Consider the following 16048-nt stretch of genomic DNA (forward strand, 5'->3'; position numbering starts at 1 on the left):
TTATAGCTGATCGCGGACGCGGACGATCCGCGTCGTATGCGTGGTCGGATCACGATACACGAGCGACGTGCGATCCACCTCCGCGCGATCGTGTTCGATCCGGCCGCGCACGATGAAATAGCTGGTCGTGACGTCGATCTGGCTCGAATCGAGGTTCGCGTTCGGCGCGCCCGCGCCGCGCAGCGCGAGCTGCACGTCGCCGACGTTACGGAAAAACACGGTCTCGCGGCGCGACACGAGCGACTGCGCCGACGACACCGACATGCCCGGCACCAGCGCCGCGATCACTTCGGCGGGCGCGGTATTCAGGTTGACCGGCGTGGTCGTCGGCAGCACGGTGACGAACGGGCGCAGCCGTTCGACCATCTCGGGCGTGAAGCCGTCCACGTCGAGCAGCGAATCGACGCTCGTCATCATCAACGGCGCGGGCCCGCGGCTGTCGTTGCTGTCGGACGAACCCGGATCGTCGGTGAAGTTGCCGTTGCCGGTGGTGCCGCCGCCGTCCGGCATCACCGCGGGCGCGCTCGCCGAACCGGGCAGCGCCGCCGACTGGAAGCGCGTCGCCGACTGCGACAGCCCCGAGCGCACGTATCGCGCGACGATCTTCGCGAGCTGCGAATCCAGCCCGAGCGACAGCAGCAGCCGCTGGAACGTCTGCACCTGCGAGGCGTTCAGCTGCAACTGGCCGGGCGCGGGCGAGGTCACGAGATTGCGCAGGTTGAACTTCGCCTGCGCATCCTCGATCGAGCCGGACAGATAGGTGTCGGACCCGTCGCGCGCATCCGTCACGCCGATCTTGCCGAGGAAATCGGACAGCTTGGTCTTCGCGATCGGCACCGCCCAGATGCCGCCCAGGTAGGTCACGCCCGGCGCGGTGTCGCCCTCGGAGCGCAGGATCATCCGGGTCCAGTCGAGCGCGCCGCGCGCGACCCACTGCGCCTGCGCGATCAGCCGCTGGTTCTCGATCCGGCGGATCTGCACCTGCTGGCGCCACAGCATGCCGGACACCAGGATCGCCGACAGCGCGACGACGAGCAGCGCGGTGATGATCGCAACGCCGCGTTGCGGGCCGATGACGGCCGCGCGGCCGGTGCGGCGCGAACGGGAAGCGGAGCGGGGCGGGAAGGAGGCACGCATATCACTCGCCCACCAGGAAAATGCGCGTGACGGGCACTTTCAGCGACGTCGCGCCGATGCTCACCTCGAGCCCCGTCACCGCGCGCGGCGGCGGCGCATTGCCGAGCAGCGGCACCTTCAGCGCGTTGTTGTTCTGCGCGAGCGCATCGTCGGCGTCGGGCATGCTGGTGGTCCAGCCGACCTTCGGTACATACAGGCGCGCGGTGATCGCGCCGACGCCGCGCATCAGCGGCACCGAACTCCAGCCCTCGGTGTCGCCGCCGCGCAGCGCGCTGCGCAATTCGTTGACGTTGCCGATCGGCGGCGACGCGAAGCGCACGACGCGGCCGTTGGAGATCCGGTAGCGGACCACCTGCAGGCGCGGCGCCGCGTCCGGCGCATCGAGGTCGCGCACGATCTGCAGCGTGTCGCCCGCGACCCGCACGGCCGGCTCGCCGGCTTCGTCGTCCGTCGCCGCGCGACGCACGTCGATGCGCATCTGGTCGAACATCTGCGCGAACACGCGCTCGTCCTCCATCGCGCTCGATACCTTGTCGCGGCCGCGCATGATCTGGTCGAGCCCGCGCCACGACAGGATCGCGACGACCGCGAGAATCGTGATCGCGATCATCAGCTCGATCAGCGTGAAGCCGCGCACCCCACGGGGGTTGCCCGCGGCACGCGTGCGGCGCGGCGCGCGCTCAGAGCGAACGGCTGGTTTCATTCGCCACCACCGTCACCATTTGCGCGAGCACGCCCTTGCGGCCGTTCAGCGTGACCGCGACCTCGACCCGCCGGAACACCGGGTTGGGCGTCGAACTCACGCGCTGCGTGCAGGTCATCGGCACGTTGCCCTGCGAACAGTCGAAGCTCTGCTCGCCGATCTCGGGCCACGCGTGCGCGAGGTGCAACTGGGCGAGCGCGTTGTCGGCGCTCCAGCCGGCCAGCAGACGTTCGTGCAGTTCGGAGGCTTCCGTCGCCATCGTGCCGACCGCGCGGATCGACGCGGCCAGCGCGACGGCGATGATCGCGAGCGCGACCAGCACCTCGATCATCGTGAAACCGCGCGCGGCGCGGCGGCGGGGCATGAAAGGAACCGGGAGGACACGCATCGTCAGCGCACCTCGTAGCGGCCGTTGCCGGTGCCGACGATCACCGCGCTGCCTACCGCGGAATAGAGCGTCACGCGCACCGGCGTGTCGATACTTTCGGTGCCGAACACGATCCGGGCGGGCTGCGTGTCCGAACCCGGATAGTCGATCGCGGCGCCCGTGACGCCGCCGTCCCAGCCGCGCGGGCGCAGCAGGTCGTCGCGCAGCGGGCGCCAGCCGTCGGCCGTGCGCACGTCAAAGCTGAAGCCGCGCTCGGTGGGCTGCCATGCGATCGGGCGAGCGCGCACCTGTGCCTCGTCGCCCGCCGTTTCGAACAGCAGCGCGAGCCGCTGCGCTTCTTCGCGCAGATCGGTGCGAGGATTGCGCCGCATCGACAGCGACGCGAGCGACACGAGCAGGCCCGCGATCACGAGCACGACCAGCATCTCGAGCAGCGTGAAGCCGCGTCCGTTCCGACGGAAGCCCGCCCGTGGAGCGGGGCCGCGAAGGGGAGTCGTGCCGGAGTCGTGCATGAAGGAAGCCGGTGGGCGTGCCTGGGGACGTGCCGTCAATCGCTCACTGCCACGAGCCGATGTCGGCATCGTTGCCTTCGCCGCCTTCCTTGCCGTCCGCGCCGTAGCTGAACACGTCGATCTCGCCGTGCACGCCGGGGTTCAGGTACTTGTACGCATTGCCCCACGGGTCGTTCGGCAGACGCTCGAGATAGCCGCCGTCCTTCCAGTTGTTCGGAATCGGATCGTTGGTCGGCTTCGCGATCAGCGCGCCGAGGCCTTGATCCTGCGTCGGGTAGCGGCCGTTGTCGAGACGGTACAGCTTGAGCGCCTGCATGATCGTGCCGATGTCCTGCTTCGCGGCGACCGCGCGGGCCTGATCCGGACGGCTCATGATCTTCGGCACGATCAGCGCCGCGAGAATGCCGAGAATCGCCACCACCACCATGATTTCGATCAGCGTGAAGCCGCGCTGACGGCGTGCGGCCTGCGAGCGGCGAGTGATCCACGTTTGCATGAGTAACTACCTCTTTTTAAAAAAATGATCGATGAGCGATGAACGCGGACGGCGTGCCGGAAGGCCGCGCCTGCCCGTGTGAAGCCGCATTGTAAGGCTGGCCGGGCTTTAGTCTTTCACTCAACGCAAATTTCACATTCATCCGTACAATAGGGCACATGAACGCGCTCTCGATCCGGATCCTTTCCCTTGCCCTCTTCGCGGTACTCTGCGCGACGGCCACTTATTGGGTCGTCACGGTGTCCGCGCATCAGGCCCCTCTACCCGCCGCCGCCGCCCATGCGCCGGCCCGCACCGAGGACGCCGCGGTGCTGTTCGGCGGCCAGCTGACGCACAACCCGGTGCAGGACATCCACCTGTTCGGCATCCTCGCGCTGCAGCGCGGCGCGGCAGCCATCATCGGTACCGGCAGCGACGCCCCGCGCGCGATCTCGCTCGGCGGCGAAGTCGCCCAGGGCACGACGCTCGCCGAGGTGCGCGACCGCTCGGTCATCGTCGACCGCAACGGCGCCCGCTCCGAAATCTTCCTGCCCACCAACACGCCGTCGCCCGCCATCTACGTTCGCTGAACGCCCGGCGCCGCATCCCGGCCGCTCCCGCATGATGCCGGGGCGGCCACCCCCTCCTGTCGATCTCCGCTTCCCGCCATCCCGCCTTACTGCACCATGTTGTTCAGTTCGATGATCGGCAGCATCACCGCCAGCACGATCACCAGCACGATGCCGCCCATCGCCAGGATCAGCAGCGGTTCGAGCAGACTCGTCAGGAACATGGTGCGGCGCTCCAGTTCGCGCGATTCGCCTTCCGCCGCGCGGTCGAGCATCGTCGTCACGTCGCCCGTCGCTTCGCCCGAACGAATCAGGTGAACCAGCACGGGTGGGAACGTCTTCACGTTGTTCAGCGCGCGCGACAGCGCGGAGCCTTCGCGAACCCGCACGATCGCATCGTCGATGTTGCCGCGCATCGCGCGGTTCGACAGCGTCTCGCCGGCAGCCTGCAACGCGCGCAGGATCGGCACGCCGGCTGCGCTCAGAATGCCGAGCGTACTCGCGAAACGCACCGTGTTGTAGCCGCGCACCAGCTTGCCGAGCAGCGGCGCGGTCAGCAGCCAGCGGTCGAACGCGAGACGCGGACCGTCGCGCGACAGCGTCGCTTTCACCAGATAGACGATCACGGCCACCGCGATCAGCATCGCCCACCACCAGTGCCGGACGAAGTCGGACAGCCCCATCATCACGATCGTGAGCAGCGGCAGCTGCTGCTTGGTGCTCGCGAACACGTTGACGACCTGCGGCACCACATAGCTCAGCAGGAACGTGACGATGCCGAGCGCGATCAGGGTCACGATCGCCGGGTAGGTGAATGCGAGCACGATCTTCTGCTTCAGCGCGTTGCGCTCCTCGATGTAGTCGGCGAGCCGCGACAGCACGATGCCGAGCTTGCCGGTGTGCTCGCCGGCCGACACCAGCGCGCGGTAGATCTCGGGAAAATCGCGCGGGTGCTCGCCGAGCGCGTTCGCGAGCGAATGGCCGCCCAGCACCTCGGCGCGGATCGCCGCCATCAGTTCGCGGATGTAGTCGCGCTCGGCCTGTTCGGTCAGCACGGACAGCGCTTCGTCGAGCGGCAGGCCGGCCGTCAGCAGGCTCGCGAGCTGGCGGGTCAGGATCGCCTGCTCGCGCTGCGACAGCTTGCGGCCGAGCGCGAGCCGCTGACTGCGCTCGCCGCGCGTGCGGCTCGCCGCCGGTTCGACGACGAGCGGCGTCAGCCCTTGCGTGCGCAACTGGCCGCGGGCGGACCGCGCGCTGTCGGCTTCGATGACTCCTTTCTGCGCACGCCCCGCTGAATCGATTGCTTCGAAACGGAATGCCGGCATCGCGCTATGCGCCTCCTGTCACACGCAGCACTTCCTCGAACGACGTGGCGCCCGCCGCGAGCCAGCGCTCGGCGTCGTCGCGTAGCGTGCGCATGCCGCCCGCACGGCCGGTCGCGAGGATCTCCGCATCGGCCGCGTTGCGGTGGATCAGCGACCGGATCGGTTCGTCGACGACCAGCAGTTCATACACGCCGCGCCGGCCCGAGTAGCCCGAGTGGCTGCACTTGTCGCAGCCGACCGGATGCCACGCCGTGCGGCCGTCCTCGTGCCGCTCCTCCTTGCACGCCGGACAGAGCTGGCGCACCAGCCGCTGCGCGAGCACGCCCAGCAGCGACGACGCGAGCAGGTAGGGTTCGACGCCCATGTCGGTAAGCCGGGTCACGGCGGACGCCGCGTCGTTGGTATGCAGCGTCGCCAGCACCAGGTGGCCCGTCAGCGACGCCTGCACCGCGATCTGCGCGGTTTCGAGGTCGCGGATTTCGCCGATCATGATGACGTCCGGATCCTGCCGCAGGATCGAGCGCAGCGCGCGCGCGAAGGTCATGCCGATCCGTTCGTTCACCTGGGTCTGGCCGATGCCACCCAGGTCGTATTCGATCGGATCCTCGACCGTCATGATGTTGGTGGTGGCCGTTTCGAGCCGCGACATCGACGCATACAGCGTCGTTGTCTTGCCCGAGCCCGTCGGGCCCGTGACGAGCACGATGCCGTGCGGACGGGAAATCAGCTTGTCGAATTCGGCGAGCGTGTCGCGGCCCATCCCGAGCGCTTCGAGATTCAGCCGCGCCGCGTCCTTTTCCAGCAGCCGCAGCACCGCGCGTTCGCCGTGCCCGGTCGGCAGCGTCGACACCCGCACGTCAACCGGACGCCCGCCGACCCGCAGCGTGATCCGGCCGTCCTGCGGCAGGCGCTTCTCGGCGATGTCGAGCTGCGCCATGATCTTGATCCGCGAGATCAGCGCGCCGTGCAGCGCCTTCTTCGGACGCACGACATCGCGCAGCGTGCCGTCGACGCGAAAGCGCACCACCGATGCATTCTCGAACGGCTCGATGTGGATGTCCGATGCCTGTTCGCGTGCCGCTTGCGTGAGCAGCGCGTTGATCATCCGGATGATCGGCGCGTCGTCTTCCGATTCGAGCAGATCCTCGACTTCGGGGATGTCCTGCATCAGCCGCGACAGGTCGACTTCGCCTTCGACCTCGCCGACCACCTGCGCCGCGCTGCCGTCCTGGCGCGCGTACGCCTGATTGATCGCCTGCGCGAGGTCCGCGGCCGGCAGCCGCTGCACCGACACCGCGCCGAAGTTGCGCGCGACCTCGGCCAGCGCCGCGTCGCTCGTACGCTCGCTGATCCATACCTCGAGCGTATCCGCGTGCTGATGCGCGATCAGGATCTGACCGGCTTTCGCAAAGCCGTACGGCAGCAGCCGCGCGGCGAGCGGCGACGGCGCCGCGCGCTCGCCCGCCGCCGCGTCCGGCTGGCCGTGGGTGGCCGCTTCGAGCGCGGGTGTCACGGCTGGGCTCCCGGCGACGCCGTGGCCGGCACCGTGCCGAACGGAACCGATCCCGCGGGCGCCGCGGCAGGTGCGCTCGCGCTCGCGGGCGGCGCCGCCTGCTGGCGGCGCATCTTGTCGAGATCGAACAGGTTCATCGCCGGCGACACGCCCTGGCTCGGGCCGAGCGGCATCGGCGGGACGACCGGATCGTCCTTGTCCTTGATGATGTTGTTGTCCGACTTGTACGCGCCCTGCACGCCCTGGATGTAGTCGTAGCGGTTCGACGTGACCGCCTGCGCGGTGCTGCGATCGGTGATGATCACCGGGCGCAGGAACACCATCAGGTTGGTCTTGGTGCGGCTCTTGCCTTCCGAACGGAACAGCTGGCCGATCCACGGGATGTCGCCGAGGAACGGAACCTTGTTGTTGTTCACGTTGTAGTTGTCCTGCATCAAGCCGCCCAGCACGATGATCTCGCCGTTGTCGGCGAGCACGGTCGACTGGATCGAACGCTTGTTGAAGGTCGGGCCGGCCTGGTTGGTCGCCGAATTGGTGGTGCCCGCGACGACCGACGAGTCTTCCGTATACAACTGCAGCTTCAGGATCCCGCCGTCGGTGATCTGCGGCTTCACATGCAGCGTCAGGCCGACGTCGCGGCGGTCGTAGGTGTTGAACGCATTGGCCGTCGTGCCGCTCGTGAGGTTCGAATACGAGCCCGTCGCCACCGGCACGTTCTGACCGACGACGATCTTCGCTTCCTCGTTGTCGAGCGTGATCAGGTTAGGCGTCGACAGCACGTTGGCATCGTTCGAGCCCGCGAACATCTGTAGCAGCCCGCCGAGCCCCTGGATGCCGAACATGTTGCGCAGCCAGCCGATGTTCAGGCCCGGCGTGAGCGCGCCGGCGACGGCAAGCGGGGTCAGCGTGGTGGACCCGGTCGGGTTGTTGATGAAATTGCCGCCGGCCGCACCGTTCGCGCCGGTCGAATTCAGGCTCGTGCCCGCGTACAGCGCATTGTTCGCGATCTGCCACTGAATCCCGAGGTTGGCGCTCGTCGTCGAATTCAGCTCGACGATCAGCGCTTCGATATAGACCTGCGCCCGGCGCGCATCGAGCTGGTCGATCACCGCGCGCAGGTTGCGGTAGACCGCGTCCGGCGCCGTGATGATCAGCGAATTGGTCGCCGCGTCGGCCTGGATCATCCCGCCCGGCTGGTTGTCGTCGCCCTTGTCCTTGTCGCCGCCGAGCAGGCCGCCGCTACCCATGCCGCCGTTGGACGACGAGCCGCCGCTGCCCGACGACGAACCCAGCCCGCCCGACGGCAACGGCGGGGTGCCCGACGAACCCGTCGAGAAATTGCTGCCGCTCGACGACGAGCCGTTCTGGTTGAAGGAGTTCGCATCGTTCGAGCTGGCCGACGAATTGCTGTCGCCGCTGCCCTTGCCGAGCATCCCGCGCAGCGTCTTGGCCAGCTTCACCGCATCGGCATTGCGCAGCGGCACGACGTGCATGTTGCCCGGCACCGCGCTCGGCGCGTCGAGCTGCTCGACGAGCTTCTTCGCAGCCGCGAGGCGCGAGCCGTTCGACGCCCGCAGCAGCACCGAGTTGGTCCGCGGGTCGGCGGTCGCGGTGACCTTGAGCGTGGCGTCGGTATTGCCGATCGCGCCCGGATCCAGCAGCTTGCCGAGCTGGGTCGCGATGTCGATCGCGTTGGCGTTCTTCAGCGGCACGACGACGATCTGGGCGCCGGCCGCGTTGTCCACTCCAGCGATGATCTGCGCAATCCGGCGGACATTGTCGGCGTAATCGGTGACGACGATCGTGTTGTTGGCCGGGTATGCGGTGATCGTATTGTTCGGCGAGATCAGCGGCCGCAGCACCGGCAGCAGGTTGTTGGCCGATTCGCTCCTCAGCTCGAACACCTGCGTGATGACCTGGTCGCCGCGCGCCTGCGGCGAATTGCCGACATAGGTCGGCACGCCCTGCAGCTTCGCGTCCGCCTCGGGCACCACCTTCAGCACGCCGTGATCCTGGACCAGCGAGAAGCCCTGCATCCGCAGCGCGGACTGCAGCGTCTTCAACGCCTGATCCTCGGGCACCGGCCGTTCGGACACGAGGTTCAGCTGGCCCTTGACCCGGGGGTCGACGATGATCGTCTTGCCCGTCGCGGCGCCGATCGCCTTGGCGACCTGGTCGATATCCGCGTTGACGAAGTTGAGCGTGACCTGGGCATGTGCGGCCTGCGCGGCGACAATTCCAGCGACGACGAGCGCCGTTGCGACGCGCCGCAAAACAAAGCGAGTTCTTGTCATGGAGTAGTAGATCGATGCCGGCGGTGGCCGTATCCGACGGTGTATTACAAGTGTCAATTTCAAAACGCAGACATTAGCAGCTTTTCATGTCCGAAATATCACATTGAACTGAGGACCGTCTCACTTACGACATAAAAAACTTCGAACATCGTATGCGGCATGTAAGTTTCCTCCTTCGCATGCGCGTTTCCGCCTTCGTTAATCAGAGAAGAACCGAAACAAAAAGGCGGTATAACCCGTACCTGTCAGAACCTGCAGTCCGTATGCGCCGTCGTGGCGCGCCGTCCGGCAGCCGGTATGATACGGGCGGCACAGTCGCTCCGCGCGAAAACCGTCTTCGGGTTTTCCCGATCCCGGGTGCCGAGGGTAAACAAACCAGCCATTTATTTTCAAGATGATGACGCGGCCTTCCTTAATCGCGATACTCGCTGCCGGCGCCTGGTTTGCCAGTTCGCCCGCGCACGCCGATTGCTACGACGAGGCTGCCAAGTATCAGAAGGTGAATCCGCTGATCCTGCGTGCGATTGCCTGGCAAGAATCGCGTAATCGCCCAGACGCGCTGAACAAGAACGCGAACGGCTCGATCGACTACGGGATCATGCAGATCAACTCGATCCACCTGCCCACGCTGGCCCAGTACGGCATCACGCGCAGCACGCTGATGGAGCCCTGCAAGAACGTCTATATCGCCGCGTGGCATCTGCGCCGCAAGATGGACAAGTACGGCAACACCTGGCAAGCGGTCGGGGCTTACCACTCGGAAACACCGCCGCTGCGCGACAAATACGCGAAGCAGATCGCCGATATTCTCGTCCGGTGGAAGAAGCTGCTCCCGGCACAGGAAGCCTCGGAATAAGCGAAGCCGCGCCGCGGTGGGGCCTTCCGACCGACTCGGCCGCCTTCGCGGCCGAATACCCGACGAGACGGCCGGCCCACGCGCGGCCCGGCTGACGGGCATCGGCACCGGCGGCCCGACCGTGGCCGGATCGACGCCCCGGCCGCCGCGTTTGATGCACAATGCGGCTTCACACCGTTCGTTCGCGCCGCCCGGCGCCCCGGCCGCCAGCCGGTGCCGCCCCTTTTTGCGGCTGCGACGCGGTCGCTTTTCTCTCTTTTCGTTGGTGCGTACCGCAATGAATCAGCCGTTGCCCGTCACCGTGCTGTCCGGCTTCCTCGGCGCCGGCAAGACCACGCTGCTCAACCATATCCTCGCCAATCGCGCCGGCCTGCGGGTCGCCGTGATCGTCAACGACCTCGCCGCCGTCAATATCGACGCATCGCTGGTTCGCGACGCGGCCGCGCTGTCGCATGTCGAGGAGCGCCTCGTCGAGATGTCGAACGGCTGCATCTGCTGCACGCTGCGCGACGATCTGCTCGTCGAGATCCGTCAGTTGGCCGGCGAAGGCCGCTTCGACGCGATCCTGATCGAATCGACCGGTATCGCAGAGCCGATGCCGATCGCGGAGACCTTCACGTTCGTCGACGACGACGGCACGACGCTCGGCGACCTCGCGCGCCTCGACACGATGGTCACGGTGGTCGATGCATTCAATTTCCTGCGCGACTACGGATGCGACGACGCACTCGCCGAGCGCGGCATCGCCGCGACCGACGAAGACGACCGCACGCTTGTCGAGCTGCTGATCGAACAGATCGAATTCTGCGACGTCCTGGTCGTCAACAAGGCCGACCTCGTCGACGCCGACGAACTCGGCCGCCTGCAGAAGATTCTCGCGAGCCTCAATCCGCGCGCGCGGCAGGTGGTGAGCCGATTCGGCGATGTGCCGCTCGCGGAAGTGCTCGATACCGGCCGCTTCGATTTCGACGCGGCGGCCAGCGCGCCGGGATGGCTCGCGTCGCTCGACCATCACGATCACGCGCATGGCCATGCGCATCCGCACGGCGAAGCCGACGAATACGGCATCGGCAATTTCGTCTATCGCGCGCGTCGCCCGTTTCATCCCGAACGGTTCTGGACGCTGCTGCATCAGGAATGGAAGGGGGTGCTGCGCAGCAAGGGTTTCTTCTGGCTCGCGACCCGCGCCGACGTCGCCGGCTCGCTCTCGCAGGCGGGCGGAGTGTGCCGGCACGGTCCGGCGGGATTGTGGTGGGCTGCGCAGGACCGCGCCGAATGGCCGGCGCACGACGACGAACTGTTCGCCGAAATTCGCGCCGACTGGCACGGCGATCTGGACGACGCGTCGATCGGCGATCGCCGCCAGGAACTCGTGCTGATCGGAATCGGCATCGATGCGGCCGCATGGTGCGCGCGATTCGATGCGTGCCTGTTGACCGACGACGAATACGCGCTGGGTCAAGCGGCATGGTCGCATTACCCGGACCCGTTCCCCGCGTGGGACATCGATGAGCACGACGATGATCACGACCACGATCATGACCACGACGGCGACGCCGAAATCGTGCATCGCCACTGATCGTTAAATCTTGAAAAGGGCCGCGCAGTGTGGTGAAAAAGCTGCGCGCACTGACGAAAAAACCCGCTCGCAGGCGGGTTTTTTCATTCGCAAACGCGGAATTCAGCGCTTGTTCACTGCGTCCTTGAACGCTTTGCCAGCCGTGAACTTGACCGTCTTGGCTGCCGGGATCTTGATGGTTTCACCCGTCTTCGGGTTGCGGCCCGTGCGTGCCGCACGCTTGCCCGAACCGAAGCTGCCGAAGCCGATCAGTTGCACCGCGTCGCCTTTCGACACAGCCTTCTTGATGACTTCGAGGAGCGTGTCCAGCGTTTCGCCGGTTTGAGCCTTGCTGGCGCCCGTCTGAGCGGCGACGGCGTCGATCAGTTCCTGTTTGTTCATTAAGGTTCCTTTCTCAGGTTAGGTTGACACGAACAGCGCGAACGCGCCGATTATACGTGCGCGAACCGTGCCGTCGATAGTTGGTAGCGACGGCACAGCGCCGAATACTGCGCCGCGCGACGTACCGCCAGGCCGGCCTGCGACAGGCCCCGTGATACGGCGCTTGCTATGATAGCGCAGCGCAAACCCAATAACGACAAGGGTTTCAAAGATTTTCATCCGGATTTTGCCAAATGATTCCTCGGCCGCGCGGTTTCCGATCAGTGCAAACCCGCCGCGCCGCGCCGCGCGAACGGCCCGCGCGCGGCGCCGTTGGTTTTTGCCAACGCCAAGCTGGACGGGGCTTGCGCGGCGGTTCGCCGCATTTCGGCGTCACTCTTTTTTGTTTCGCATGCCCGACCGAATCGTTCCAGCGACGCTCGCTTTCCGTGAAGACGGCACGCTCGTTTCACAGGATTACGGCGACATCTATCACAGCGAGGCCGGCGCGCTCGAGCAGGCCCGGTACGTTTTCCTGCAGGGCAACAACCTGCCGCAGCGCTGGCGCGGACGGCGCATCTTCACGATCGTCGAGACCGGTTTTGGCATGGGGTGCAATTTTCTCGCGACCTGGGCCGCGTGGCGGGCCGACCCCGAGCGGTGCGAGCGGCTCCACTTCGTCTCCGTCGAAAAGCATCCGTTCTCGCGCGACGATCTACGTCGCGCGGCACGCCATTTCGTTGCGGACACAACTATCTATCCGCTCGTCGATGCGCTCGTGGATAGCTGGCCCGTCCTCACGCCCGGTCTGCACCGGCTCGCATTCGACGCCGGCGGCGTCACGCTGACGCTCGCATTCGGCGACGTGGGGACGGTGCTGCCGAACCTCGTGCTGCGCGCCGATGCGTTCTATCTCGACGGCTTCGCCCCGTCGAAAAATCCCGACATGTGGTCGCCCTCCGTCTTCAGATCGCTTGCACGGCTCGCCGACGAACACGCGACGTTTGCAACCTATACGAGTGCGGGCGACGTGAAGCGCGCGCTCGATGCCGCCGGTTTCCGCTATCGGAAGATCGACGGTTTCGCTAGCAAGCGCGCGATGCTCGTCGGCGAATTCGCGCCGCGCTGGCGCGTGCGGCGTCACGAGCCGCCGCGTGCGTTTCCGGTCGAGCGCCGCGACGCGCTTGTGATCGGCGCGGGGCTCGCCGGCTGCGCGATCGTCGAACGGCTCGCCGCTCGAGGCTGGCACGCGACGCTGATCGAGCGCCATCCGGTCCTGGCGAACGAGGCGTCGGGCAATCCCGCCGGCGTGTTTCATCCGCTGATCGCGCGCGACGACAATCTCGCCGCGCGCCTGTCGCGCACAGGCTTTTTCCATGCGCTGACAGGTTGGCGCGCGCTCGAACTTGCGGGCCACACCTTCGAGCGCAGCACGCGAGGGCTCGTGCAACTCGCATCGTCCGACGACGAATTCGACAGGATGCGCGCCGCGCTCGACGCGCTGGATCTGCCCGCCGAACTGGCGTCGATGCTGTCGCGCGACGCGGCGGGCGAGCGGCTGCACGCGACAGTCGCTCGGGGCGGCTGGCTGTTCCCGGAAGGCGGCTCGGTCCGGCCCGCCGCGCTCGCGGCCGCGCAGTGCGAGATGGCCGGTCAACGCGTGACCCGGCTGACGGGCGTCGACGTCGCGCGGCTCGAGCGCGGCGACGACGGCGCATGGCGCGCGCTCGACGCCGACGGCACGACGATCGCGCAGGCGCACATCGCAATCGTCGCCAACGCGGGCGAAGCGGCGCGCATCGCCGGACTCCGTCACGCGCCGACCCAGATCGTGCGCGGCCAACTGACGCTGTTGCCGCCGGGCAGTACGCCGGCGCTCGACGCACCCGTGATCGGCGACGGCTACGCGGTACCGCTCGCGGACGGCGTCACGCTCACCGGCGCAACCTACGAACCCGACGATACGGACCCCGCTCTACGCGTCTCGGGCCATCGAGAAAACCTGGCCCGGCTCGAACAACTGCTACCGCAGTTTGCCGCCGCCGGCTTCGACGCCGAGACGCTTGCCGGCCGGGTTGCCTTCCGCTGCGTCGCGAGCGACCGGCTACCGCTGATCGGACCGCTCGGCGACGAAGCCGCGGCCGCTGCCCACGCGCAGGCGCTGAGCGGCGCCCAGCCGCGCGACGTGCCGCGCGCCGCGGGCTTGTACGGCGCCTTCGGCTACGGCTCGCGCGGTCTCATCTGGGCCGCGCTCGGCGCCGAATTGATCGCCTGTCAAATCGAAGGCGAGCCGTGGCCCGTCGAACGCGACCTGGCCGAAGCGATCGATCCCGCACGCTTCCTGATCCGCGCGCTCAGGCAGGGCGACCTCGCCTGAGCATCGCATCCCGACGCCCATTTTTCTCCGCATCCGGGTCGCTCGCACAGCTCCGCGCCTACACCGCCGCGCACAGTTATCCACGCCGATCTGTGGATAACTGTGCGAATTGAATGCTCAATCCTTGTGCAGTCGATGTGGACGTAAACGGGGTAACTTCGCACAGCCGCACAGTACGCAAAAAGTTACTCAATGAAACCCTGTGCGGACGAACAGGCTGTGCATCCTGTTATGCGTCACGCAAGCCTATGATCCGGCAGCGTAAACAGAAGTTATCCACAGAAATTCGGGGGGCTTGTTAACTGCTACTACGTATACATACAGGTAAACCTATACGTAAACAGCCCAGCCCCTGCCGGTTGGCCAGGTCCGGGTAAATTCGGTCCGGACCGCCTGAGCTGTGGCACAATCAGTTTCCTTCGCGTACCCATGGCCATGTGCCGCGGGTGCATCAACGGAACGGTTGGCGCAGATCCGGATCTGAAGATTTGAGATCTCGCTTTCCTTCCGCACACCAGGCCGGCATGCCAGACCGGCCGCGAGCCTGACCCGACATCGCCCCTTTGCCGCGATGCAGGCTTTACCCCTGTCCTGCCGTCACACCACGACTAATAACGGGGCAACGACTCAGCCAGCGCGCATCACTCGTTCATTTCGCTTGCCCATTGCGTCGCTGGCGGTTGCCTTCCAAAGGAGAAGTCACCACGATGAAGTCGGCATTCTCATTCCTGCCCAGTTGGCCGCTCGCGCCGGACGCCATTTTCTGGGCCGGCTTCGCGCTCTTCGCCGCCGGCCTGTGCGGCGAGCTCTGCTATCGCGCCTGGCGCCTGCCGCGCATCACCGGTTATGCGGTGATCGGGCTCATCGCCGGCTCGTTCGGTTTCGGCGTGATCGACGCGAGCACCGACGAGACATCCCGGCTCCTGATCAACGTGGCGCTCGGCCTGCTGCTGTTCGAACTCGGCAGCCGACTCGACCTGCGCTGGATCCGCCGCAATCCCTGGCTGATCGCATCGAGTCTCGCGGAAGCCACGCTCACCTTCGTATTCGTGCTCGTCGCGCTGCTGCTGCTCAACGTCCCCGCCATGATCGCGATCGTGCTCGCGGCGATCGCGATCTCGACATCGCCGGCAATGGTGATCCAGCTCAAGACCGAGCTGCGCGCCGAAGGGCAGGTGTCGCAGCGCCTCATCACGTTGTCGGCGCTCAATAGCGTGTACGCGGTCGTGCTGACCAAGCTCGTGACCAGCTGGCTGCATCAGGAAGCCTACGGCAACGTGTTCGCGACGATCATCCAGCCGATCTATCTGCTGGTCGGCTCGCTGATCGTCGCCTACCTGTTCGCGCGCGCGTGCAACTTCCTGTTCCGGCACGTCGCGTCGACGATGCGCGACGAGCATTCGTTCGTCGCGCTGTTCGGTCTCGTCGTGCTTGCGATCGCAGTTGCGCAGGCGCTCAAGCTGTCGACCATGCTGACGCTGCTGCTGGCCGGGATTATCGTGAAGAATCTCGAAGCGCGGCCGCAGCTGTGGCCCGAGCACTTCGGCACCGCGGGCTGGCTGCTGACAGTCATCCTGTTCGTGCTGACGCTCACGTCGTTCGAATGGCGGGACATCGCGACGGGCGGCCTGATCGCCGCCGTGCTGATCGTCGCGCGCCTCGTCGCGAAGCTGGTCGGCGTGCTCGCGTTCGCGAAGCCGAGCGGCATCGGCACCAAGCAGGGCATCGCGCTGGGGCTGTCGCTTGCGCCGATGTCCGCGCTCGCGTACCTGCTGACCGACGATACCTACCAGCTTTATCCGAATTTCGATCCGCAACTGCGCGCGGTCGTCATGTGTTCGATCGTGGTCCTGCAGCTGGCGGGCCCGCTGCTCGTCTACCGCTGCCTGTCCGCCGTCGGCGAACGACGCGACAGCAACTGACCGGCGCGGCGCCCCCCTCCGGGCGGGCGCCCTTCATC

The 16048-nt window shown here is 66.6% G+C and carries 14 protein-coding genes; 5 read left to right on the plus strand and 9 right to left on the minus strand.

The annotated features are described in order from the left end of the window. The 5 genes from gspK to gspG all read right to left on the minus strand — a co-directional run bounded on the left by gspK (window position 1) and on the right by gspG (window position 3236). A complete protein-coding gene (gspK, locus tag RZR99_RS08320) occupies window positions 1-1074 on the minus strand; it encodes a type II secretion system minor pseudopilin GspK (RefSeq protein WP_323119474.1) in 1074 nt (357 codons plus the stop codon). A gap of 64 nt (window positions 1075-1138) precedes the next feature. Further along, the gene (locus RZR99_RS08325; protein WP_323119276.1) at window positions 1139-1840 is read right to left on the minus strand and encodes a PulJ/GspJ family protein; all 702 of its coding nucleotides are present in this window, start codon (window positions 1838-1840) and stop codon (window positions 1139-1141) included. Next, window positions 1818-2228: a type II secretion system minor pseudopilin GspI gene (gene gspI / locus RZR99_RS08330; protein ID WP_323119277.1), complete on the minus strand. Its 411-nt coding sequence runs from the start codon at window positions 2226-2228 to the stop codon at window positions 1818-1820. The genes RZR99_RS08325 and gspI overlap by 23 nt, the downstream gene beginning before the upstream one ends. Before the next feature lie 2 nt (window positions 2229-2230). Next, on the minus strand, window positions 2231-2740 hold the full coding sequence (locus RZR99_RS08335) for a GspH/FimT family pseudopilin (RefSeq protein ID WP_323119278.1): 510 nt from the start codon (window positions 2738-2740) through the stop codon (window positions 2231-2233). A 43-nt stretch (window positions 2741-2783) separates the two neighbouring features. Beyond that, window positions 2784-3236 (minus strand): type II secretion system major pseudopilin GspG, encoded by a 453-nt coding sequence (gene gspG / locus RZR99_RS08340; protein WP_323119279.1) that lies wholly within the window; start codon window positions 3234-3236, stop codon window positions 2784-2786. Between the two features lie 158 nt (window positions 3237-3394). Between gspG and RZR99_RS08345 the strand changes: the two genes are divergently transcribed. After that, on the plus strand, window positions 3395-3805 hold the full coding sequence (locus RZR99_RS08345; protein WP_323119280.1) for a hypothetical protein: 411 nt from the start codon (window positions 3395-3397) through the stop codon (window positions 3803-3805). An 86-nt stretch (window positions 3806-3891) separates the two neighbouring features. On the opposite strand, the gene gspF is transcribed toward RZR99_RS08345, so the two are convergent. From gspF to gspD, 3 genes are read right to left on the minus strand one after another with little or no spacing between them, the layout of a single operon-like run. Next, window positions 3892-5109, minus strand: a complete 1218-nt coding sequence (gene gspF / locus RZR99_RS08350) for a type II secretion system inner membrane protein GspF (protein ID WP_323119281.1) — start codon at window positions 5107-5109, stop codon at window positions 3892-3894. Window positions 5110-5113: 4 nt separating this feature from the next. Beyond that, on the minus strand, window positions 5114-6622 hold the full coding sequence (gspE, locus tag RZR99_RS08355) for a type II secretion system ATPase GspE (protein ID WP_323119282.1): 1509 nt from the start codon (window positions 6620-6622) through the stop codon (window positions 5114-5116). Continuing rightward, entirely contained in the window at window positions 6619-8916 is a 2298-nt protein-coding gene (gene gspD / locus RZR99_RS08360) for a type II secretion system secretin GspD (protein ID WP_323119283.1), read from the minus strand. The genes gspE and gspD overlap by 4 nt, the downstream gene beginning before the upstream one ends. A 394-nt stretch (window positions 8917-9310) precedes the next feature. On the opposite strand from gspD, the gene RZR99_RS08365 reads away from it, so the two are divergent. After that, window positions 9311-9772, plus strand: a complete 462-nt coding sequence (locus tag RZR99_RS08365) for a lytic transglycosylase domain-containing protein (RefSeq protein WP_323119284.1) — start codon at window positions 9311-9313, stop codon at window positions 9770-9772. Between the two features lie 277 nt (window positions 9773-10049). Continuing rightward, window positions 10050-11351: a GTP-binding protein gene (locus RZR99_RS08370; protein ID WP_323119285.1), complete on the plus strand. Its 1302-nt coding sequence runs from the start codon at window positions 10050-10052 to the stop codon at window positions 11349-11351. Window positions 11352-11453: 102 nt separating this feature from the next. Here RZR99_RS08370 and RZR99_RS08375 read toward each other — a convergent pair whose 3' ends face one another. After that, entirely contained in the window at window positions 11454-11732 is a 279-nt protein-coding gene (locus RZR99_RS08375) for an HU family DNA-binding protein (RefSeq protein ID WP_006401505.1), read from the minus strand. Window positions 11733-12123: 391 nt separating this feature from the next. Between RZR99_RS08375 and mnmC the strand changes: the two genes are divergently transcribed. Together mnmC and RZR99_RS08385 are read left to right on the plus strand one after the other, a co-directional pair. Beyond that, a complete protein-coding gene (gene mnmC, locus RZR99_RS08380; protein ID WP_323119286.1) occupies window positions 12124-14088 on the plus strand; it encodes a bifunctional tRNA (5-methylaminomethyl-2-thiouridine)(34)-methyltransferase MnmD/FAD-dependent 5-carboxymethylaminomethyl-2-thiouridine(34) oxidoreductase MnmC in 1965 nt (654 codons plus the stop codon). 707 nt (window positions 14089-14795) lie between these two features. Next, complete coding sequence (locus RZR99_RS08385) at window positions 14796-16010, plus strand: cation:proton antiporter (RefSeq protein WP_323119287.1); 1215 nt, start codon at window positions 14796-14798, stop codon at window positions 16008-16010. Window positions 16011-16048 lie beyond the last annotated feature (38 nt).

This window comes from Burkholderia alba (assembly GCF_034721475.1).
In the GTDB taxonomy this organism is placed as follows: domain Bacteria; phylum Pseudomonadota; class Gammaproteobacteria; order Burkholderiales; family Burkholderiaceae; genus Burkholderia; species Burkholderia alba.

What these genes read in the sequence shown, in the direction of transcription:
- RZR99_RS08325 (WP_323119276.1), bottom strand. Translation starts at nt 1,840, where the DNA reads ATGAAACCAGCCGTTCGCTCTGAGCGCGCGCCGCGCCGCACGCGTGCC.
- gspI (WP_323119277.1), bottom strand. Translation starts at nt 2,228, where the DNA reads ATGCGTGTCCTCCCGGTTCCTTTCATGCCCCGCCGCCGCGCCGCGCGC.
- RZR99_RS08335 (WP_323119278.1), bottom strand. Translation starts at nt 2,740, where the DNA reads ATGCACGACTCCGGCACGACTCCCCTTCGCGGCCCCGCTCCACGGGCG.
- gspG (WP_323119279.1), bottom strand. Translation starts at nt 3,236, where the DNA reads ATGCAAACGTGGATCACTCGCCGCTCGCAGGCCGCACGCCGTCAGCGC.
- RZR99_RS08345 (WP_323119280.1), top strand. Translation starts at nt 3,395, where the DNA reads ATGAACGCGCTCTCGATCCGGATCCTTTCCCTTGCCCTCTTCGCGGTA.
- gspF (WP_323119281.1), bottom strand. Translation starts at nt 5,109, where the DNA reads ATGCCGGCATTCCGTTTCGAAGCAATCGATTCAGCGGGGCGTGCGCAG.
- gspD (WP_323119283.1), bottom strand. Translation starts at nt 8,916, where the DNA reads ATGACAAGAACTCGCTTTGTTTTGCGGCGCGTCGCAACGGCGCTCGTC.
- RZR99_RS08365 (WP_323119284.1), top strand. Translation starts at nt 9,311, where the DNA reads ATGATGACGCGGCCTTCCTTAATCGCGATACTCGCTGCCGGCGCCTGG.
- RZR99_RS08370 (WP_323119285.1), top strand. Translation starts at nt 10,050, where the DNA reads ATGAATCAGCCGTTGCCCGTCACCGTGCTGTCCGGCTTCCTCGGCGCC.
- RZR99_RS08375 (WP_006401505.1), bottom strand. Translation starts at nt 11,732, where the DNA reads ATGAACAAACAGGAACTGATCGACGCCGTCGCCGCTCAGACGGGCGCC.
- mnmC (WP_323119286.1), top strand. Translation starts at nt 12,124, where the DNA reads ATGCCCGACCGAATCGTTCCAGCGACGCTCGCTTTCCGTGAAGACGGC.
- RZR99_RS08385 (WP_323119287.1), top strand. Translation starts at nt 14,796, where the DNA reads ATGAAGTCGGCATTCTCATTCCTGCCCAGTTGGCCGCTCGCGCCGGAC.